This is a genomic window from Sphingopyxis sp. LK2115, from assembly GCF_014595975.1.
In the GTDB taxonomy this organism is placed as follows: Bacteria; Pseudomonadota; Alphaproteobacteria; order Sphingomonadales; family Sphingomonadaceae; genus Sphingopyxis.
Genome location: NZ_JABWGQ010000060.1, coordinates 37,840 through 57,745, shown reverse-complemented (window position 1 = coordinate 57,745; position 19,906 = coordinate 37,840). Strand labels below are relative to the sequence as shown.

The window sequence follows — 19,906 nt, the reverse complement described above, 5'->3', positions numbered from 1 at the left end:
ATGCCCGACTGGCTCACCAATATGGAACCGCATTGGGCGTGGCTGTCGCTCGGCGTGCTGCTCGCCGCGGCCGAGATTGTCGCGCCGGGCTTCTTCCTCATCTGGATCGGCGCCGCGGCGGTCGTCACCGGTGTCGTCGCGTGGATCGTGCCGCTCAGCGTCCCGCTCCAGCTCGGCATCTTTGCGCTGCTGTCGTTTGTCGCGCTCTATGGCGGGCGCCGCTGGCTGAAGGCGAACCCGATCACCACGGCCGATCCCAATCTGAACCAGCGCGGCAGCCGCCTCGTCGGCGAGGTGCTTACCGTGACGAAAGCGATCGAGGACGGCCGCGGCCGCGCCAAGGTCGGCGACGGCGAATGGCCGGTGCGCGGCCCCGACGCCGCCGAGGGCGCCAAAGTGCGCGTTGTCAGCGCCGACGGCGGGGTGCTGGTGGTGGAGCTGGCCTAGCCCGATAAATAAAATCGCGCGTCCCCGCGAAGGCGGGGGGCCCTCCCCTGCCCATTCCAACCCGCATCGACTGGATATGGGCTGCCGCCTTTCGCGGGAGCAGGCAGCTTTCCCCACTGCCCGGCTACCCTCCCCGCGGTCGGCTATAGATCGCCACCACATGTCCCAGCGCGTCGCTGTCGCCGACGTGCCGGAAACCCAGCTTCGCCGCGACCCGCTCCGACGCTTCATGGCCGTGGTCGATGATGCAGCGCACATCGGATGCGCCGAGATGCGCGTCGGCCCAGCCGAGCACGGCGGTCATCGCCTCGGTCGCATAGCCCGCGCCCCAATGGTCGGCATCGAACGCCCAGCCCGCTTCGGGCACCCCTTCGAGCTCGGCAATGCCGCGGCCGAAATAACTGAGGCCGCCCATGCCGATCAACGCGTCGCTCGCGCGGTCGGCGAACACCCAGTAACCGAAGCCCATCACCGGCCACAGCCCCGCCGCGCTCAGGAACTTGCCCCAGCTGACATCGGGCGCGCGCGGCTCGCCGCCGATGAAGCGCGTGACGCGCGCGTCGGCCCACATCGCGATGTGCCTGTCCTTGTCGGCAAGGCGTCCGGGACGCAGGCGCAGGCGATCGGTTTCGATGACGGGGGCGATGGTCGGCATCGGCGGGATGTGCCCGGGCGGATGCGCGCGGTCAATCGGGGACGAGGAAATGATCGAACAGGTCGTGCAGCACCGCCTTGCCGTCGACCTGCTGTTTCGCGCGCATGACCGCCAGCCTGTCCACGCGCGTAAGCACGTCCACATGGCGCAGCACGACATGATAATGCGGCCGGTCGGCAAAATCGTGGAACAGCAGGATGCAATCGGGTTTGCAGTGGATGATCGACTGGAGCAGGCAGGCGACGCGAAAACGCCCGTCGATCAGCACCGCGTCGGGGCTGCCCCCCATGCCGCGCCAGACCTGCGTGTGATAGCGCGGCCAGTCGCGCAGGCGGCTTTCATCGACAGGATAGCCCCATTCGCCGACCGGCCCGATGTCGACATGGACGGGCGTGAACTCCACCGCCTCGCGCGCCACCTCGACCTGCACGCGCGCCAGCCAGGCGGGATCGCTGTCGACGCTGACGATGCGCCGCACCTGCCGCGCCGCGACGAGCGTGCTGCCGCCGCAGCCGAACTCCAGCAGCGAGCCCAGCCCCGCCAGCTGCAATTCAAAATGCCGCTCCTCGGCGGCGGTCATATGGGGTTGCATGGTCCCCTCCACGCGCAACACCTATGGGGCGGCGCGCGCCGCGTCCAGCCTTCTGTGCACGGCAATCGACATTCGCATTGGCGCGGGGGCGCCGCCGCGCTATCGGCGGCGGCATGAGCCTGTTTCCGCCCGCCTCCTGCCCGCGACTGATCGTCAAGATCGGGTCGGCGCTGCTCGTCGATCCCGATGGCGCAGTGCGGCGCGACTGGCTGGCGGGCATCGCCGCCGATATTGCGGAGCGCGCGCGCGCCGGGCAACAGGTCGCGGTGGTGTCGTCGGGCGCGATCGCACTCGGCGCGCGGCGGCTGGCCCTGGCCAAAGGCGGCCGCGCCAGCCTCGAGGATGCGCAGGCCGCCGCCGCGACGGGGCAGATCGCGCTCAGCCAGGTCTGGGCCGAGGTGCTTGGCGCCGAAGGGCTGACCGCCGCGCAGATACTGGTGACGCTCGGCGACCTGGAACACCGCCGCCGCTACCTCAACGCCGCCGCGACGCTCGATCGGCTGCTCAGCCTGGGTGTCGTGCCGATCATTAACGAAAATGACAGCGTCGCGACCGAGGAAATCCGCTTTGGCGACAACGACCGGCTCGCCGCGCGCGTCGCGCAGGCCGCCGCGGCGCGCGGCGTCATCCTTCTGTCCGACATCGACGGCCTCTATGACCGCAATCCGGCGCAGCCGGGTGCCGTCCACATCGCCCGGATCGACCGGATCGACGCGAAGATCGAGGCGATGGCCGACACCGGATCGGCGTCGGGCATGGGATCGGGCGGCATGGTGTCGAAAATCGCCGCCGCGCGCATCGCCAACGCCGCGGGGGCGCATCTCGCCATCGCGTCGGGCCGCATCGACCGCCCGCTGTCGACCACGGCGCGGCACAGCCTGTTCGTCGCCGAAAAGGGGGCGAGCGCGCGCAAGGCATGGCTCGCGGGCGGATTGACCGCCGCGGGACAGCTGACGATCGACGCGGGCGCGGTCAGGGCGCTGGCGGGCGGCGCAAGCCTGCTCGCCGCCGGCGTGACCGCGGTGTCGGGCGCCTTCGCGCGCGGCGACATCCTCGACATTGCCGGACCCGACGGGCGCATCGTTGCGCGCGGCCTGTCCGAATATCCCGCCGCCGACGCCGCCGCGATCGTCGGCCTTGGCCGCGAGGCGCAGGAGGCCGCGCTCGGCTATGCGCCGCGCAGCGCCATGGTCCACCGCGACCATATGGTGCTGCTGTGACGCGCGTGCTGGCGATGACCGGCGCCACCGGTTTCGTTGGCGGCGCGACGCTGCGCCAAGCGGTCGAAGCGGGCTGGCACGTCCGCGCGCTCACCCGCCGCCCGCAACCCGATCGCGCGGGCGTGACCTGGATCGCCGGCGCGCTCGACCGGGCCGACAGTCTTGCCGAAATGGCGGCGGGCGCCGACGCCGTCTTGCACATTGCGGGCGTCGTCAACGCACCGAGCCGAGCCGCATTCGAGGCGGGCAACGCCGCCGCAACCGCGAACGTCGTCGACGCCGCGCGCGATGCCCGCGTGTCGCGCTTCGTCCATGTCTCCTCGCTCGCGGCGCGCGAACCTGGCCTTTCCGACTATGGCTGGTCCAAGGAACGCGCCGAGGCCGTCGTTCGGGACAGCGGGCTCGACTGGACAATTGTGCGCCCGCCAGCGGTGTTCGGCCCCGGCGATACCGAAATGCTCGACCTGTTCCGCATGGTCCGCCGCGGCATCGCGCTGCTGCCTCCCAGGGGCAGAATGTCGGCGATCTGTGTGGGCGATCTCGCCCGCCTGCTCGTCGCGCTCGCCGCCGACCGCATGGCGAGCATCGGACAGGTCTATGAACCCGACGACGGCACCCCCGGCGGCTGGTCGCACCGCGGCTTCGCCCGCGCGATCGGCCGTGCGGTCGGCCGCGCCCATGTGCCGACGCTCACCACTCCGGCGCTGCTGATCAAGACCGGCGCCCGCATCGATCGGTTACTGCGCCGCGACCGCGCCAAGCTGACCCCCGACCGCGCGCGCTATATCGCGCATCCCGACTGGGTGGTGACCGAGGGCGCGCGCCCGCCTGCGACGATCTGGCGCCCCGAACGGGACACCGATGACGCGCTCGCCGAAACGGTGCGCTGGTATCGCCGCGAAGGCTGGCTTTGACCCGTAATCGGGTCGTGTCGAGCCATTCGACCGCCCATGCCCCCCCAACGCCCGCCCGTCGAAGCGTGCATTGCCAAGGACGAGGCGCATCCCTAGATTTGACCGATGACCGACAACACCGCGCCCAACGATCCCGCCGGCCCCTGGGCCATCCCCGTCCGCCGCCCGCTGCCGGGGGACGACAGGCCGCGCGGCACGACCAGCTTTCCGCGCAAGGTCTGGAATCTGCTCGTCGGAATCAAGGATGCGCTGGCGCTCATCTTTCTGCTGCTTTTCTTCGTCGCGCTTTTCGGACTGCTCGCGGGGCGCCCCAACGCGGGTCTGCCGGTCAGCGAGGGTGCGCTGCTGATCGAGCTTGACGGCGTCGTCAGCGAACAGCCGGCCGAAACCGACCCCTTCGCGGCGCTGTCGGGTGGGCCGCAGATCAAGGAAATCCGCACGCGCGATGTCGTCCACGCGCTCGAAACCGCGGCGGCGGACAAGCGGATCACCTCGGTCGTTCTCGACCTCGACCGCTTCCTCGGCGGCGGGCAGGTGTCGCTCGCCGAAATCGGCGCGGCGGTCGACAAGGTGCGCGCAAAGAAAAAACCGGTGCTCGCCTTTGCCACCGCCTATACCACCGACAGCTATCAGATCGCCGCCCATGCGAGCGAAATCTGGGCCGACGGCATCGGCGGCGTCGCGATTGCGGGACCGGGCGGATCGCGCCTCTATTACAAGGGGCTGATGGATCGCCTCGGCGTCACGGCGAACATCTATCGGGTCGGCACCTTCAAAAGCGCGGTCGAACCTTTTCTGCGCAGCGACCAGTCGCCCGAAGCGAAAGAGGCCAACCTCGCCTACGCCGGCGTCCTGTGGGACAATTGGCTGGCCGATGTGAAGAAAGCGCGCCCGGCGGCCAAGCTTGACGCCTATATCGCCGACACCCCCGGCGCTGTGCGCGCGGCGGGCAATGACCTGTCGAAGGCGTCGCTTGACGCGGGGCTGGTCGACAAGCTCGGCAGCCGCATGGCATTCGGCCGGCGCGTGGCCGAGATCAGCGGCGCGACCGACGACGGCAAACCGTGGGAGTTTAACGCCATCCCGCTCGAAAACTGGGTCGCCGCGAATCCGCCGGATGAAAAGGGCAGCGCGATCGCGGTCGTCCCCGTCGTCGGCGAAATCGTCGATGGCGAAGCGCCGACAGGGGTTGCAGGCGGCGCGACGATCGCCGAACATATCCTCGACGCCGCGACTGACAGCAGCGTCAAGGCGATCGTCCTGCGCGTCGATTCGCCCGGCGGATCGGTGCTGGCGTCGGAGGAAATCCGCCAGGCACTGCTCGCCGCCAAGGCCAGGAAGCTGCCCGTCGTCGTGTCGATGGCCAATGTCGCGGCGTCGGGCGGCTACTGGATTTCGACCCCCGCAGACCGCATCTTTGCCGAACCCGAAACGGTCACCGGGTCGATCGGCGTGTTCGGCATCGTGCCGAGCTTTGATCGGGCGCTCGCCAAGATCGGCGTCAACGCCGACGGCATCGCGACGACGCCGCTGTCGGGCCAGCCCGACATCCTGGGCGGGGTGAACGCAGAGTTCAATGCGCTGGCGCAGGCGAGCGTCGAGGATGTCTATGCGCGCTTCACCGGGCTGGTGGCCAAAAGCCGCAAGCAGCCGCTCGACAAGATCCTGCGGATCGCCGAAGGGCGCGTGTGGGCGGGCGGCACCGCGCGCCAGCTGGGCCTTGTCGACCAGTTCGGCGGCCTTTCCGACGCGCTCGCCGCGGCGGCGAAGCTCGCCAAGGTCGAGGGCGATTTCCACGCCCGATATTTCGAGGAAGAACCGAGCGAGTTTTCCAAGATGCTCGCCAGCTGGACGGGCGCCGGGGACGAGGAAGCGGCTGCGCTGCCGCGCGGCTGGTTCGGCATCGCGGCGATGAACCGCCAGCTTGCCGAACGACGGCTGGTGCAGGATCTGACGCTGCTCGCACGGGCGGGGTCGATCCAGGCATCGTGCCTCGACTGCCGCGCCTATATGCCCGCCGTGCCGCGGCCGGACAAGCGCGAGGCGCAGGGGTTTCTTGCGACGCTGGCCCTGCTGTTGAAATAGCGGCGGGCGAGTTCATGTGTCCCCGCGAAGGCGGGGGCACCGCTTCTTTCCGGTTGCGGCTTATGCCGCGACCTTCGCCACTTCGCCGATATGCCCCGCGATCGCATCGGCGAGCGTATCGACAAGTGCGAGCGGCAGGTCATGCCCCATGCCGGGGATCGTCAACAGCCGTGCCCCCGCGATATTGTTCGCCGTATCGCGCCCGCCCGCCAGCGGGACGAGCGGGTCGTCCTCGCCATGGATCACCAGCGTCGGCGCCTTGATGGTCCGCAGCATCGGCCGCCGGTCACCGTCGGCGACGATCGCCGCCATCTGGCGCGCAAAGCCCGGCGGATACCAGCCGCGGTCGAAATCGGTGCGGACGCGGCGCTGGAGCCGTTCCTCGTCGGGCGGATAGCCGGGGCTGCCGATCACCCGCGCCGCGTTCACCGAATAGGCGATGAGCGCCTCCTTGTCGCCGCTCATCGGCCGGTTGGCGAGCGCCTGCATCGCTTCCTTGCGCGCGCGCGGCAGGCGGCGGTTGCCCGTGGTGGACATGATCGAGGTCAGCGACAGCAGGCGATCGGGATAGCGCGCGGCGATATGCTGCGCGATCATCCCGCCCATCGACACGCCGACGACATGCGCCCGACCGATGCCGAGATGATCGAGCAGGCCGATGCCGTCGGCGGCCATGTCGGCGAGCGTATAGGCGGGGCGCACCGGCAGGCCGATAGCCGCCTTGACGAACATCCATTTCAGGTTCGGCACCCCCGCCGCGTCGAAGCGCGTCGACAGGCCGACGTCGCGATTGTCATAGCGGATCGTACGGAAACCCCGGTCATTCAGTGCTGCGACGAACTCGTCGGGCCACAGCGTCAATTGTCCGCCCAGCCCCATCACCAGCAATATGGCGGGCGCATCCTTCGGCCCGCGATCCTCATAGGTGATGTCGATGCCGTTCACGGCCGCCTGTTCGGTCTGCATGCACTATCCCTGGCCAAACCGCACCGGTGATCGGTGCTGACATGATTGTTCACATGCTCAACCTGCCGCCAGTCGGGCGATTAGGCAAGCCTAGCCCGCCCTGGGCCCGCGATAGGCGGGGAGCGCGAGCGACCAGTGGATCGCCGCGCCGCGCAGCGCAAAGCCCGCAAGCGCGCCGACGATCGCCGCCACCGGCGTGCCTGTGCCAAGCCAGATCAGCAGCAGGAACAGTCCCGATGCCAGCGCCGCGGCGGTCACATAGACTTCCGGGCGCATGATGATCGACGGCACGCCCGCCAATATGTCGCGGATCGTCCCGCCGACGCATCCGGTGATGACCCCCATCAGCAGCGCCGGGACGGGCGGCACCCCCCACGCCAGCGCCTTTGCCGTGCCGAATACGGCATAGGCGGCGAGCCCCACCGCGTCGGCCCATTCCAGCAATTGCCCCTGCCACCAGCGTTCGGGCGTCACCCAGACGATCAGCGCGATCGCGATGCACACGGCCGCGATGGCGCCATCCTGCACCCAGAAGACCGGCGCGCCGATCAACAGGTCGCGCACGCTGCCCCCACCGACCCCGGTGACGAGCGCAAAAAAGGCTGCGGTCACCAGCGTCTGCCGCAGTCGCACCGCCATCAGCGCGCCCGACAGCGCAAAGACGCCGATGCCGATGAGGTCGAGCAGTCGGACGATCAGCGCATTGTCGAGCGCGAACAAGGCCGAAACCTATTTGGCCGCCGGGCGCACGCCGCCGATGATCGACAGCGTGATCGCCGTTACGGCGCCCCGGATCGCCGGTTCGGCCTTGGGCGCGAAGAAGGGCGAATGATTGGTCGGCGCGGGTTCGCCCCTGGCCTTGAGTGCGGCGAGCAGGGCGGGATCATAGCCGCCGATCCCGAAGAAGAGCGACGGCACGCCGGCATCGACGAACTCCGAATAATCCTCGCTTCCGGACATGGGCGTCGCGTCGGCCGGTGCAAAGACCAGCCCCTTGCCAAAAGCCGGTGCGAGCACGCCGGTCGCGGCTTTCGCCATTGCCTCGTCATTCGTCATTACGCCCGTGCCGCCGAGGTAACGGATCGTCGGTTCGGGCGCGCCGCCCATCGCCGCCGCCGACCTCGCCACGCGCGCGGTGCCGTCGCGGAGCAGCTTGCGCACTTCGGGCGACTGCGAGCGGAGGTTGACCTTTACTTCCGCCTGGTCGGGAATGATGTTGGGCGCGCTGCCCGCGTTGATCGCGCCGATGGTCAGCACGCCGAACGCCGCTGGATCCTTTTCGCGGCTGATGATCACCTGCGCGTCGGTGACAAAGCGCGCGGCGATGGGGATCGGGTCGATCGTCGCCGCGGGCATGGAACCGTGGCCGCCGCGGCCGTGAAAGGTGATGGCATAGCTGTCCGATGCCGACGAGGACGGCCCCGCCTTGATCGCGACGACACCGGCGGGCAGGTTGGTGACATGGGCCGCAAAGCCGAAGTCGGGCTTGGGAAAGCGCGTGAACAGCCCATCATCAAGCATCGCGCGCGCGCCGCTCAATGGTTCCTCGGCGGGCTGGCCGATCAGCATCACCGTCCCCGCCCAGCTGTCGCGCATCGCGCTCAGCGCCTGTGCGACCCCGACCAGATAGGCGACATGCGTGTCGTGGCCGCAAGCGTGCATCACGGGCACATCCTTGCCCTCATAGGTCGCGCGCGCCTTGCTCGCCCAGGCCAGCCCCGTCTTCTCCTCCATCGGCAGCGCATCCATGTCGGCGCGCACAAGGATCGTCGGACCGTCGCCATTTCTGAGGATGCCGACGACGCCGGTGCCGCCGACCTTCTCGGTCACGGTAAAGCCCGCATCGCGCAGATGCCGCGCCAACAGGCCGGCGGTCCGCACTTCCTGCATCCCCAGTTCGGGATGCTGGTGCAGATCCTTGTATAGCGCCTCAAGCACCGGATAATTTTTGTCGAGCAGCGCGGTCAGCCGCGCATGGGCCGCGCCCATGTCGGGCGACGCCTGCGCGCCCGTCGCGGCGAACGAGAGCGCCAGCGAAGCCGCTGCCCAGAGATCGTACTTCGCCATCAATCGCTCCCTCCCTATGTTGGCATCAGATGTGGATCGGCTTGCCCGTCACCGCCATCGCGGCTTCCTTGATCGCCTCGCTGTGCGTCGGGTGCGCGTGGCAGGTATAGGCGATGTCTTCGGACGTCGCGCCGAACTCCATCGCCTGCGCCGCCTGCGCGATCATCGTGCCCGCGACGCTCGCGATGCACCATACGCCGAGCACGCGGTCGGTCCTGGCGTCGGCGATCACTTTCACAAAACCGTCGGGTTCGTGGTTGGTCTTGGCGCGGCTGTTCGCGAGCATCGGGAACTTGCCGACCTTCACCTCGCCCTTTTCCTTCGCCTGCTCCTCGGTCAGGCCTACGCCGGCGATTTCGGGCCAGGTATAGACGACCGACGGGATGACGTCGTGGTTCACGATACCCGTCTGGCCCGCGATATTCTCGGCGCAGGCGATGCCTTCATCCTCGGCCTTATGCGCGAGCATTGGCCCCGGCACGACATCGCCGATCGCCCAGATGCCGTTGACCGCGGTGCGGAAATCATGGTCGATCTCGATCTGCCCGCGCTGGTTGGTGGTTAGCCCCGCCTTGTCGAGCGCAAGACCGTCGGTGTTGGGCTTGCGCCCGATCGACACGAGCACGACATCGGCTTCCAGCGTTTCGGCCGCGCCGCCTGCTGCCGGTTCGAGCGTCAGGACGGCCTTCTTGCCCTTCACTTCGGCCTTCGTCACCTTGGTCTTGAGCTTGAACTCGATGCCCTGCTTCTTGAATATCTTGTTCGCTTCCTTGCGCACGTCGGCGTCCATGCCGGGCAGGATCTGGTCGAGAAACTCGACGCAGGTGACCTTGGCGCCCAGGCGGCGCCACACGCTGCCCAGTTCCAGCCCGATCACCCCGCCGCCGATGACGACCATATGGCCCGGCACCTTGGCAAGCTCGAGCGCGCCGGTCGAATCGACGATGATCTGCTTGTCGTTATCGACCTCGACACCGGCAAGCGGCGTCACCGACGACCCGGTCGCGATGATGATATTCTTCGCGCGATAGCTTTTGCCCGCGACATCCACCGTGTCGGCCGACGTGAACCGGGCATAGCCCTTCAACCAGTCGATCTTGTTCTTCTTGAACAGAAACTCGATCCCGCCGGTCAGCCCCTTGACCGCATCCTTGCGCTGGCCGTGCATCGCACCAAGGTCGAGTTCGGGCTTCACCTTGATTCCCATCGCCGCCATCGCGCCGCCCGCCGCCGCCTCGAAATACTCCGACGCATGGAGCATCGCCTTCGACGGGATGCAGCCGACATTGAGGCAAGTGCCGCCCAGCGTCGCGCGCCCTTCGGCGCACGCGGTCTTGAGCCCCAGCTGCGCGGCGCGGATTGCCGCGACATATCCGCCGGGACCGGCACCGATGACAAGGACGTCATAGTCGTAATCAGCCATAATAGTCACCTAAGCTTGCAGCGCACTCTTTGTCAGGGGAGGAGCCGATGCACATATGAGAAAACAGGGTCGATCGCCGCGGCGGCAATCCAGATCATGATGGTTCCCGGAAACATCAAGAACGGCAGTTTCGATGCCTCCTTTATAGATCGATCAACAGCCGCGTCGGATCTTCGATCGCCTCCTTGATCGTCTTGAGGAAGGTCACCGCCTCGCGGCCGTCGATCAGGCGATGGTCATAGCTCAGCGCCAGATACATCATCGGGCGCACGACAACCTCGCCGTTCACCACCACCGCGCGATCTTCGATGCGGTGAAGGCCGAGCACCGCCGACTGCGGCGGGTTGATGATCGGGGTCGACATGAGACTGCCGAACACGCCGCCGTTGGAAATGGTGAAGGTGCCGCCGGCCATGTCGTCCATCGTCAGCGTGCCCTCCTTGGCGCGCTTGCCGAAATCGCCGATCGTCTTTTCGATCTCGGCAAAGCTCAGCGTTTCGGCGTTGCGGATTACCGGCACGACCAGCCCGCTGGGGCCGCTCACCGCGACCGAAATGTCCATATAATTGTTATAGACGATCTCGTCGCCATCGATCCGGCCGTTGACCGCGGGAATGTCCTTCAGCGCCAGGCACGCGGCCTTGGTGAAGAAACCCATGAAGCCGAGGCGGACGCCATGCTTCTTTTCAAAGAGATCCTTGTACCGCGCGCGCGCCTCGATCACCGCCGACATGTCGACGTCGTTGAAGGTCGTCAGCATCGCCGCGGTGTCCTGCGCCGATTTCAGTCGCTTGGCGATCGTCTGCCGCAGGCGGGTCATCTTGACCCGCTCTTCCTGGCGGCCGGGCGCGCCGCTGGCGGCAGGCGCCGCAGGGGCGGGCGAAGCGGGTGCCGTTTCGGGCGCGGCATTCGCCGCGGCAAGCACATCTTCCTTGGTCAGCCGACCGTCCTTGCCCGTGCCCTTGATCTTCGTCGGGTCGAGTCCGTGTTCGAGCACGAGGCGGCGCACCGCGGGCGACATGGTCGCGACCGTATCGACGCCTTCGCTGGTCGCGGGCGCGGTGGCGGCGGGGCCCGACGCTGCGGCTTCGGGCTTCGCGGGGGTCGGTGCCGCGGCCGCGCCGCTCGCTTCGACCGTCGCGATCACCGCGCCGACGTTCACCGTATCACCAACCGCGGCCAGCTGCTGCCCCATCACACCCGCGACCGGCGAGGGCACTTCGACCGCGACCTTGTCGGTTTCAAGGCTGGCGATCGGTTCGTCGAGCGCGACCGCTTCGCCGGGCTGTTTCAGCCATTCGCCGATCGTCGCTTCGGTAACGCTTTCGCCCAGCGTGGGGACTTTGACTTCGGTGCTCATCAGTTACGGTTCCTTGGGGCTTAGGCTTTATTCTTGGTACGGCGGATCTCGGCGCGAACAGACAGGCCGAGCGCGTCGGCGACGAGCGCCGACTGTTCGGTCTGGTGGCGGCTCATCAGCCCCGTCGCGGGCGAGGCGGCGGAGGCGCGGCCGGCATAGCGCGGACGCATGCCTTTCTTGCCCGCCTCGGCCAGCGCTTCCTCGATCAGTTCGCCCACGAAGAACCAGGCGCCGTTGTTGCGCGGCTCTTCCTGCGCCCAGACGACATCTTCCAGCTTCGGCATCCGCTTCAACCGAATGGCCAGCGCCTCGCCGGGGAAGGGATAGAGCTGCTCGATGCGGATCACCGTCGTGTCGGTCAGCCCCGCGGCATCGCGCGCTTCCATCAGATCGTAACCGACCTTGCCCGAACAGAGCACGACGCGCTTGATGTCGGCATCGGCGGGCGGAGTGCGATCCGACATGATGCGGCGGAAATGCGCGTCGCCGATGAAGTCGCTGCGCCGCGACACCGCCAGCCTGTGCCGCAGCAGCGACTTGGGCGTCATGATGATCAGCGGCTTGCGGAACGAGCGCAGCATCTGGCGGCGCAGGACGTGGAAATAATTCGACGGGGTCGAAATATTGCACACCTGGATATTGTCGCCCGCGCACAGTTGCAGGAAGCGTTCAAGGCGCGCCGAGCTGTGTTCCGGTCCCTGCCCTTCATAACCGTGGGGGAGCAGCATCACCAGCCCGTTGGCGCGCAGCCATTTGGCCTCGCCCGCGGCGACAAACTGGTCGATCATGATCTGCGCGCCGTTGGCGAAGTCGCCGAACTGCGCTTCCCACAGAACAAGGCTCTTCGGATCGGCCATCGCATAGCCATATTCAAAGCCGAGCACGCCATATTCGGACAGCGGGCTGTCGAGCACCTCGAACCGGCCGTGCGGCACGGTGGTCAGCGGCACATATTTTTCTTCGCTCTTCTGGTCGACCCAGACGGCGTGGCGCTGGCTGAAGGTGCCGCGCCCCGAATCCTGCCCCGACAGGCGCACCTGATAGCCTTCGCTGAGCAGGGTGCCAAAGGCGAGGCTTTCGGCCGTCGCCCAGTCGAACACCTCGCCATCCTCCTTGTCGGCGAACATCGCGGCGCGCGCGTCGATCACGCGGCGCAGCGTCTTGTGGACCTCGACATCGGCGGGGATCGTCGTCAGCGTGCGGCCGATCGAATCGAACAGCTTTTCGGTCACCCCGGTCGCGATGTTGCGGCGCGCATTTTCGGGGTCGGTGGGCGCATACAGCCCCGACCAGCGGCCCGCGAACCAGTCGGCCTTGTTCGGCTTGTAGCTTTTCGCCGCCTCGAAATCGCTTTCAAGCCGCGCGACGAATTCGGCGCGGCGCGCATCGGCCCAGCCCGCGTCGATCACGCCTTCGGCTTCGAGCTTTGCGGCGCAGAGCTGCGACACCGGCGGATGCTTGCGGATGCGTTCGTACATCAGCGGCTGGGTGAACGAAGGCTCGTCGCCCTCATTATGGCCGAAGCGGCGATAGCACCACATGTCGATCACGACGTCGCGCTTGAACTGCTGGCGGAAATCGATCGCCAGCTTGCACGCAAAGGTCACCGCTTCGGGATCGTCGCCGTTGACGTGCAGGATCGGCGCCTGCACGCCCTTGGCGACGTCGGACGGATAGGGGGACGATCTGGCAAATTGCGGGCTGGTTGTAAAACCGATCTGGTTATTGACGATAAAATGGATGCAACCGCCGGTATTATAGCCCCGAATACCGGAAAAGCCGAGGCATTCCCAGACGATTCCCTGCCCCGCAAAGGCCGCGTCGCCGTGGATGAGCACGGGCAGCACCTGTTCATGCTTGACGAGGTCGTCGCGCACGACCTGCTGCGCCCGCACCTTGCCAAGCACGACGGGATCGACCGCCTCAAGGTGCGAGGGGTTGGGGACGAGCGACATATGCACCGAAATGCCGTCGAACTCGCGGTCGGTCGAGGTGCCAAGGTGATATTTGACGTCGCCCGACCCGCCGATGTCGTCGGGGTTGGCGCTGCCGCCGGCAAATTCGTGGAAGATCACCTGATAGGGCTTGGCCATGACGTTCGCGAGCATGTTGAGCCGCCCGCGGTGCGCCATGCCATAGACGATTTCCTTGACGCCATATTGGCCGCCATATTTGATGATCGCTTCCATCGCCGGGATCATCGCTTCGCCGCCGTCGAGACCGAAACGCTTGGTGCCGACATATTTGCGCGCGAGGAACTTCTCCCACTCCTCGGCCTCGATCACCTTCCTGAGGATCGCCTGCTTGCCTTCCCTCGTGAACTCGACGCTCTTGTCGGCGCCCTCCATCCGCTCCTGCAGGAAGCGGCGCTCCTCGACGTCGGAGATGTGCATATATTCAAGGCCGACATGGCCGCAATAATTGGCTTGCAAAATCGCGACGATCTCGCGCACCGTCGCCTTTTCCAACCCCAGCGCGCCGCCGAGCCAGATCGGCCGGTCGAGATCGGCGCCGACGAAACCATGATATTCGGGGGTCAGGTCTGCGGGCAGCTCGCGCTGGCTGAGTCCCAGCGGATCGAGCGTCGCGGCAAGGTGGCCGCGCACGCGATAGGTGCGGATCAGCATCATCGCGCGGATCGAATCATTCGCCGCGCGCTCGACCTCGGCGTTCGACAGCGGCGCACCCGCTTTCGCTGCCGCCGCCTTCACCGCGACCTGCATCTGCTGCGGGTCGAGCGCGGCGGTCAAATCGTCGCTGTCGATCAGCGGCCAGTTTTTCGGCGCCCAGCTGGGACCGGCCTGCGGCTCGTCGATGTCGAAGCTTTGTTTCTCGAGGTTCATAATCTCACACTCGCAGCGCCCCCGCAAAGGCAGGGGCGCATTTCCTGGGGTTACAAACAAGCGTTTCCAACAAATCGGCGCAATCGGGATTGCGTTCCTCGATGCGGCCGATCTTCCACGCCCGGTTCCATTTTTTCATCCGCGCCAAAAACTGCCGGGCGTCGTGAATGCTCCCGAAAACTTCAAACCACGCCAGCCGCTTACAGCTTATTCCTTCGCAAACCCTTCGATCACGCCCTCGCGATGCTGCCATGCACGCTGCGGCAGATCGCGCGTCACACCGTTATCGATGGCCCCCTTTTTCCGCAGGCCATGATTAAACATCGCCGGGCCGGACCATCTTCAGCCCTGCCTTTCCGTGTGCCCCCGCCGTCGCGGGGACACATGAATCAGCAGGCCGCTCCATAATCAAACGCGCTCTTTCAGCACTTCGGCCAGCGTCGTGCCGAGTTCCGACGGGCTTGCCGACACCTTGATGCCCGCAGCCTCCATCGCCGCAATCTTGCTTTCGGCGTCGCCCTTACCGCCCGACACGATCGCCCCGGCATGGCCCATGCGGCGGCCCGGAGGCGCCGTGCGGCCCGCGATAAAGCCCGCCATCGGCTTCTTGCGCCCGCGCCTGGCTTCGTCGATCAGGAACTGCGCCGCCTGCTCCTCGGCGTCGCCGCCGATCTCGCCGATCATGATGATCGACTTGGTTTCGTCATCGGCAAGGAAAAGTTCGAGCACGTCGATGAAGTTGGTGCCGTTGACCGGATCGCCGCCGATGCCGACCGCAGTCGTCTGACCCAGCCCGACGTTCGAGGTCTGGAACACCGCTTCATAGGTCAGCGTGCCCGATCGCGAGACGACGCCGACGCTGCCCTTTTTGAAGATGTTGCCGGGCATGATGCCGATCTTGCATTCGTCGGGGGTCAGCACGCCGGGGCAGTTCGGTCCGATCAGCCGCGACTTCGAACCCGACAGCGCGCGCTTCACCTTGACCATGTCGAGCACCGGGATGCCCTCGGTGATGCAGACGATCAGCGGGATTTCGGCGTCGATCGCCTCGAGGATCGAATCGGCGGCGAACGGCGGCGGCACATAGATGACCGACGCGGTCGCGCCCGTCGCATGTTTCGCTTCGTCGACGGTGTTGAACATCGGCAGGCCGATGTGCGTCGTGCCGCCCTTGCCGGGCGTCACGCCGCCGACCATCTGCGTGCCGTAAGCAAGCGCCTGTTCGGTGTGAAAGGTGCCGGTGGCGCCGGTCATGCCCTGCGTGATGACCTTGGTATTCTTGTCGATCAGGATGCTCATTGGTTTCGTTCCGTTTCTCGCGCCCCCGCGAAGGCGGGGGCCCATCTCCAGATATGGACCCACCGGCGACCCCATTTTTTGAGCGCCGGTGATGGCCCGCCGCCGTCGCGGTGGCGCGGCAACTTATGCAAGGCTGGGATCAAGCTTCCTGCACGCCTCGAGCAATTCCCTGACCGCATCGACCGAGACCTGAAGACCCGCCTTGTCGGCATCGTCGAGTTCGATCTCGACGATCTTCTCGACTCCGTTCGCGCCGATCAGCACCGGCACGCCGACATACAGGCCATCGACGCCATACTGGCCGTCGACATAGGCGGCGCAGGGCAGGATGCGCTTCTGGTCGCCCAGATAGGCTTCGGCCATCGCGATGCCGCTCGCGGCCGGGGCGTAGAAGGCCGAGCCGGTGCCGAGCAGCGCGACGATCTCGCCGCCGCCGCCGCGGGTGCGCTTGACGATCGCGTCGATCCTGTCCTGATTCGACAGGCCCATCCTGACAAGATCGGGGACCGGAATGCCGTTGACGGTCGAGTAGCGCACCACCGGCACCATCGTGTCGCCGTGGCCGCCGAGGACGAAGGTGTTCACATCCTTTACCGACACGTCGAATTCGTCAGCGATGAAGTGGCTGAAGCGCGCCGAGTCGAGCACGCCGGCCATGCCGACGACCTTGTTGTGCGGCAGGCCCGAAAACTCGCGCAGCGCCCACACCATCGCGTCGAGCGGATTGGTGATGCAGATGACAAAGGCGTCGGGGGCGTTGGCCTTGATGCCTTCGCCGACCGCCTTCATGACCTTCAGGTTGATGCCAAGCAGATCGTCGCGGCTCATGCCCGGCTTGCGCGCGACCCCGGCGGTGACGATGATGACGTCAGCGCCCGCAATGTCCGCATAGTCGTTCGAGCCGGTGATCCTGGCATCGAAGCCCGCGATCGGGCCGACCTGCGACAGGTCGAGCGCCTTGCCCTGCGGCACGCCTTCGACAACGTCGAACAGGACAATGTCGCCGAGTTCCTTCTGCGCGGCGAGCAGCGCCAGCGTTCCGCCGATATTCCCGGCTCCGATCAAAGCGATCTTCTTGCGTCCCATGGCGCGCGGCACTCCCTTCCTGGCAAGCCCGGCATTGGTTCACAGACCGGCGGGAGCACGGGCCAAAGCTCCGCTGCCGGTCCCAAGACTGGCGACGCCCCTACGCCGATTCCTCCGACGAAACAACCGGGAAAAGCTCGATTTCCCGCCTTTTTTTGCTAATAGTTCGCAATATCTTTTATCAATGCGCCAAAGGGTTTGCCGATCGCATGGGCCACTGTGGCCCACCTATCCCGCAGCGACGAATTAACCCTCCCTTATCCCCGCTTTGTTACGCGCGAGCGATGACGCGCGCGATCATCAGCTTTGACACCGAATTGTCGGCAGGCCTGTATCAGCGGGGCGATGACGCGCGCGCCAATTTTGAAAGCTCGATCCTCGGCCGCTGTCGCGACGGCGATTTCGGCATCCATTTCCAGATGGACATGCTCGACAGATACGGCCTCAAGGGCGTGTTTTTCGTCGATCCGATGCCTGCGCTCGTCTATGGGCCGTCGATCGTCCGCGACATCGTCGCGCCGATCGTCGCGCGCGGGCACGAGGTCCAGCTCCACATCCACACCGAATGGCTCGCCTTTGCCCGCTTCAATCCGGTCGGGCGGCTGACCGGGCGCAACATCGGCGACTTTCCGCTTGCCGCGCAGAAAAAGCTGATCGGGCTGGCGGCGGACATGCTGGTGCGCGCCGGTGCGCCCGACCCCGTCGCCTTTCGCGCGGGCAATTTCGGCGCCAATGACGATACGCTGCGCGCGCTCGCCGCGCTGGGCTTCGCCTATGACAGCAGTTTCAACGGCGCCTATGTCGGCCATGGCTGTGACATCGCGCTCGACCGCGGCAATATCGGGATGCGGATGCACCATGGCGTGTGCGAAGTGCCGGTCAGCGGGCTGATGGACCGCGCCGACAGCTTTCGGCCGGCACAGCTGTGCGCCATGTCCGAGGAAGAAATGCGCGATGCGCTCGGCCACGCGGCCGACAGCGGTGCGATCCAGTTTTCGGCCTTCAGCCACAGTTTCGAGCTGTTGAGCCGCGACCGCGCCGTTGCCAACCGGCTGGCGATCGCGCGGATGGAGGCGCTGTGCCAGGCGGTCGCCGACGACGGCCGCGTGACCAGCGGCGGTTTCGCCGACCTGCCCCCGCCGCCCGCGCGGCCGGGATCGATCAGGCCACCCGAACCGCGCCCCATGCGGACATTGCGCCGCACCGCCCAGCAGGCGGCGGGCCATCTTGCCCACGAGGTGCGCTATGTCCGCAGCCTCGCCTATGTCACCGCCAACACGTCACGCTGGGGAAAGATCGCCGGGGGCATCCTGCTCGCCATGGCCTAGCGCAAGATAGTCGTCGGACTGCATTTCGGCGAGGCGGCTCGCGGTGCGCTCGAACTCGAACGCGCCGTCGCCCGCGACATATAGCGCATCGGGCATCGCCTCCGCGCTGGCCAGCAGCTTGACCTTATATTCATAGAGCGCGTCGATCACCGTCACGAAGCGCGCCGCCTCGTTGCGATTTTCCGGCCCCATGCGCGGGATGCCGACGATGATCACGGTGTGAAAATGCCGCGCCACCGCAAGGTAATCGGCGGCGCCGCGCGCCTCGCCGCACAGGCGCTTGAACGAAAAGACCGCAACACCCTTCAGCGCCTTCGGCACATGCAGCGTCCGGCCGCCGCCGACATCAAGGTCGAGCGAAGGAACGTGTGCGCGGTCTTCGGGCGGATAATCGGTGAGGCGGAAAAAGGCCGCCGACAGCGCCGCGCTGGCCGCATCGTCGGCGGGCACGAACCAGCGCGCCCCGTCGCCGAGCCGGTCGCGCCGATAATCGGTCGGGCCGTTGAGCCCCATTACGTCGAGCCGATCCTCGACGAGCGCGATGAAGGGCAGGAAATGTTCGCGGTTGAGCCCATCCTTGTAGAGATCCTTCGGCGGCCGGTTCGACGTCGCCACCATCGTCACCCCCCGGTCGATCAGCGCGGTGAACAGCCGCGAGAGGATCATCGCGTCGGCGCTGTTGTTCACCACCATCTCGTCGAAGGCGAGGCAGCGGACATTCTCCGCCAGCGCCTCGGCGACGAGCGGGATGGGATCGCCGCTCTCGCTTTTCCTGACCTCGCGCATCCGGGCGTGGACGTCGAGCATGAAGGCGTGGAAATGGACGCGCCGTTTCCGTTCGATCGCCAGCTGGTCGTAGAACAGGTCCATCAGCATCGATTTGCCGCGCCCGACCGCGCCCCACAAATAGACGCCGCGCAGCGCCTCGGGCTTGCGACCGGCGAGGCGCCAGAGCAGGCTGCCGCGCCTGGGCACCGCCTCCAGCTCCGCCTGCAAGCGATCGAGCCGCGCGGCGGCCGCGCGCTGTTCGGGATCGGGGCGAAGCTCGCCCGCCGCGACGAGCGCGTCATAGGCCGCAAGCACGGTGGTCATTTGCTGGCCTTGCGGATCGTCCCGGCAAAGCTCAGCACAATATGGCTGTCATCCGCGCCCTGCACGACGAGGCCGCGCAGGAAAATCAGCCGCCCCGTCTCGCGCACCAGTTCGACCACCGCATCCAAAGCTTCGCCGACGCGCCCCGCACCAACGAATTGCGTCGACAGATCGAGCGTCACCGAATGACCCGCGTTGAGCGAGGCGAACTGGTGCGAAGCCGCGAACAGCGCGATATCGACGAGCGCGAGCGTCACCGCGCCATGAACATTGTCGCCCAGATTGCTGTGCTTGCGTTCGGGGATCATGCGCACCCGCGCGCGCGGGCGTCCGTCGGGTGTCGGCGCCTCGACCCGCACGGTCAGCGGTTCGATAAAGGCGTTGAAGCGCGTCGGGTCTTTCAGATTCCAGCTGACCCAGCCGCCGTCCAGTTCCTCGGCGCTGAAATGGTCGCGGCGCTTCGGTTCCTCGATGCCGTCGTTCACATTTCGCCTTTCGCAAAGGCGAAACGGCACCGACCGCTGGCAAC

The 19,906-nt window shown here is 66.8% G+C and carries 17 protein-coding genes; 5 read left to right on the top strand and 12 right to left on the bottom strand.

Going from position 1 to position 19,906, the window contains the following annotated elements; translation table 11 throughout:
• Entirely contained in the window at positions 1-447 is a 447-nt protein-coding gene (locus HUW43_RS14430) for an NfeD family protein (RefSeq protein WP_188238055.1), read from the top strand.
• Positions 448-571: 124 nt separating this feature from the next.
• On the opposite strand, the gene HUW43_RS14425 is transcribed toward HUW43_RS14430, so the two are convergent.
• Complete coding sequence (locus tag HUW43_RS14425) at positions 572-1,102, bottom strand: GNAT family N-acetyltransferase (RefSeq protein ID WP_188238054.1); 531 nt, start codon at positions 1,100-1,102, stop codon at positions 572-574.
• A 31-nt stretch (positions 1,103-1,133) separates the two neighbouring features.
• Entirely contained in the window at positions 1,134-1,694 is a 561-nt protein-coding gene (locus HUW43_RS14420) for a hypothetical protein (RefSeq protein ID WP_223181557.1), read from the bottom strand.
• A gap of 113 nt (positions 1,695-1,807) precedes the next feature.
• On the opposite strand from HUW43_RS14420, the gene proB reads away from it, so the two are divergent.
• The 3 genes from proB (at position 1,808) to sppA (ending at position 5,913) form a co-directional block, all read left to right on the top strand.
• Positions 1,808-2,914 carry a glutamate 5-kinase gene (gene proB / locus HUW43_RS14415; protein WP_188238052.1) on the top strand — a complete coding sequence of 369 codons (1,107 nt, stop codon included), beginning with the start codon at positions 1,808-1,810 and terminating at the stop codon, positions 2,912-2,914.
• Between the two features lie 14 nt (positions 2,915-2,928).
• Positions 2,929-3,828 carry an SDR family oxidoreductase gene (locus HUW43_RS14410; RefSeq protein ID WP_188238237.1) on the top strand — a complete coding sequence of 300 codons (900 nt, stop codon included), beginning with the start codon at positions 2,929-2,931 and terminating at the stop codon, positions 3,826-3,828.
• Between the two features lie 105 nt (positions 3,829-3,933).
• Positions 3,934-5,913, top strand: a complete 1,980-nt coding sequence (gene sppA, locus HUW43_RS14405) for a signal peptide peptidase SppA (RefSeq protein WP_188238051.1) — start codon at positions 3,934-3,936, stop codon at positions 5,911-5,913.
• A gap of 60 nt (positions 5,914-5,973) precedes the next feature.
• Here sppA and HUW43_RS14400 read toward each other — a convergent pair whose 3' ends face one another.
• From HUW43_RS14400 to mdh, 8 genes are all read right to left on the bottom strand, one after another.
• Positions 5,974-6,879, bottom strand: a complete 906-nt coding sequence (locus HUW43_RS14400; protein WP_188238050.1) for an alpha/beta fold hydrolase — start codon at positions 6,877-6,879, stop codon at positions 5,974-5,976.
• Positions 6,880-6,969: 90 nt separating this feature from the next.
• Positions 6,970-7,599 carry a trimeric intracellular cation channel family protein gene (locus HUW43_RS14395; RefSeq protein ID WP_223181556.1) on the bottom strand — a complete coding sequence of 210 codons (630 nt, stop codon included), beginning with the start codon at positions 7,597-7,599 and terminating at the stop codon, positions 6,970-6,972.
• A 9-nt stretch (positions 7,600-7,608) separates the two neighbouring features.
• Positions 7,609-8,946 carry an amidohydrolase gene (locus HUW43_RS14390; protein WP_188238049.1) on the bottom strand — a complete coding sequence of 446 codons (1,338 nt, stop codon included), beginning with the start codon at positions 8,944-8,946 and terminating at the stop codon, positions 7,609-7,611.
• A 25-nt stretch (positions 8,947-8,971) separates the two neighbouring features.
• Positions 8,972-10,369, bottom strand: a complete 1,398-nt coding sequence (gene lpdA, locus HUW43_RS14385) for a dihydrolipoyl dehydrogenase (RefSeq protein ID WP_188238048.1) — start codon at positions 10,367-10,369, stop codon at positions 8,972-8,974.
• A gap of 142 nt (positions 10,370-10,511) precedes the next feature.
• Positions 10,512-11,729, bottom strand: a complete 1,218-nt coding sequence (odhB, locus tag HUW43_RS14380; RefSeq protein WP_188238047.1) for a 2-oxoglutarate dehydrogenase complex dihydrolipoyllysine-residue succinyltransferase — start codon at positions 11,727-11,729, stop codon at positions 10,512-10,514.
• 20 nt (positions 11,730-11,749) lie between these two features.
• Positions 11,750-14,572 (bottom strand): 2-oxoglutarate dehydrogenase E1 component, encoded by a 2,823-nt coding sequence (locus HUW43_RS14375; protein WP_188238046.1) that lies wholly within the window; start codon positions 14,570-14,572, stop codon positions 11,750-11,752.
• A 408-nt stretch (positions 14,573-14,980) separates the two neighbouring features.
• Complete coding sequence (gene sucD / locus HUW43_RS14370; RefSeq protein WP_188238045.1) at positions 14,981-15,871, bottom strand: succinate--CoA ligase subunit alpha; 891 nt, start codon at positions 15,869-15,871, stop codon at positions 14,981-14,983.
• Positions 15,872-15,994: 123 nt separating this feature from the next.
• Positions 15,995-16,957, bottom strand: coding sequence for a malate dehydrogenase (gene mdh / locus HUW43_RS14365; RefSeq protein WP_188238044.1), 963 nt, complete (start codon positions 16,955-16,957; stop codon positions 15,995-15,997).
• A 284-nt stretch (positions 16,958-17,241) separates the two neighbouring features.
• Here mdh and HUW43_RS14360 point away from each other — a divergent pair, with 284 nt between their 5' ends.
• Positions 17,242-18,285, top strand: coding sequence for a polysaccharide deacetylase family protein (locus tag HUW43_RS14360; protein ID WP_188238043.1), 1,044 nt, complete (start codon positions 17,242-17,244; stop codon positions 18,283-18,285).
• On the opposite strand, the gene zapE is transcribed toward HUW43_RS14360, so the two are convergent.
• On the bottom strand, positions 18,238-19,377 hold the full coding sequence (gene zapE / locus HUW43_RS14355) for a cell division protein ZapE (protein ID WP_188238042.1): 1,140 nt from the start codon (positions 19,375-19,377) through the stop codon (positions 18,238-18,240). The genes HUW43_RS14360 and zapE overlap by 48 nt on opposite strands.
• Positions 19,374-19,862 (bottom strand): PaaI family thioesterase, encoded by a 489-nt coding sequence (locus tag HUW43_RS14350; protein WP_188238041.1) that lies wholly within the window; start codon positions 19,860-19,862, stop codon positions 19,374-19,376. The genes zapE and HUW43_RS14350 overlap by 4 nt, the downstream gene beginning before the upstream one ends.
• Positions 19,863-19,906: the final 44 nt, after the last annotated feature.

Excerpts from the sequence above, each read along its gene's own strand:
- odhB (WP_188238047.1), bottom strand. The coding sequence starts at position 11,729 with ATGAGCACCGAAGTCAAAGTCCCCACGCTGGGCGAAAGCGTTACCGAA.
- sucD (WP_188238045.1), bottom strand. The coding sequence starts at position 15,871 with ATGAGCATCCTGATCGACAAGAATACCAAGGTCATCACGCAGGGCATG.
- proB (WP_188238052.1), top strand. The coding sequence starts at position 1,808 with ATGAGCCTGTTTCCGCCCGCCTCCTGCCCGCGACTGATCGTCAAGATC.
- zapE (WP_188238042.1), bottom strand. The coding sequence starts at position 19,377 with ATGACCACCGTGCTTGCGGCCTATGACGCGCTCGTCGCGGCGGGCGAG.
- HUW43_RS14375 (WP_188238046.1), bottom strand. The coding sequence starts at position 14,572 with ATGAACCTCGAGAAACAAAGCTTCGACATCGACGAGCCGCAGGCCGGT.
- lpdA (WP_188238048.1), bottom strand. The coding sequence starts at position 10,369 with ATGGCTGATTACGACTATGACGTCCTTGTCATCGGTGCCGGTCCCGGC.
- sppA (WP_188238051.1), top strand. The coding sequence starts at position 3,934 with ATGACCGACAACACCGCGCCCAACGATCCCGCCGGCCCCTGGGCCATC.
- HUW43_RS14430 (WP_188238055.1), top strand. The coding sequence starts at position 1 with ATGCCCGACTGGCTCACCAATATGGAACCGCATTGGGCGTGGCTGTCG.
- HUW43_RS14410 (WP_188238237.1), top strand. The coding sequence starts at position 2,929 with ATGACCGGCGCCACCGGTTTCGTTGGCGGCGCGACGCTGCGCCAAGCG.
- HUW43_RS14425 (WP_188238054.1), bottom strand. The coding sequence starts at position 1,102 with ATGCCGACCATCGCCCCCGTCATCGAAACCGATCGCCTGCGCCTGCGT.
- HUW43_RS14360 (WP_188238043.1), top strand. The coding sequence starts at position 17,242 with ATGACGCGCGCGATCATCAGCTTTGACACCGAATTGTCGGCAGGCCTG.
- HUW43_RS14400 (WP_188238050.1), bottom strand. The coding sequence starts at position 6,879 with ATGCAGACCGAACAGGCGGCCGTGAACGGCATCGACATCACCTATGAG.
- mdh (WP_188238044.1), bottom strand. The coding sequence starts at position 16,957 with ATGGGACGCAAGAAGATCGCTTTGATCGGAGCCGGGAATATCGGCGGA.
- HUW43_RS14390 (WP_188238049.1), bottom strand. The coding sequence starts at position 8,946 with ATGGCGAAGTACGATCTCTGGGCAGCGGCTTCGCTGGCGCTCTCGTTC.
- HUW43_RS14420 (WP_223181557.1), bottom strand. The coding sequence starts at position 1,694 with ATGCAACCCCATATGACCGCCGCCGAGGAGCGGCATTTTGAATTGCAG.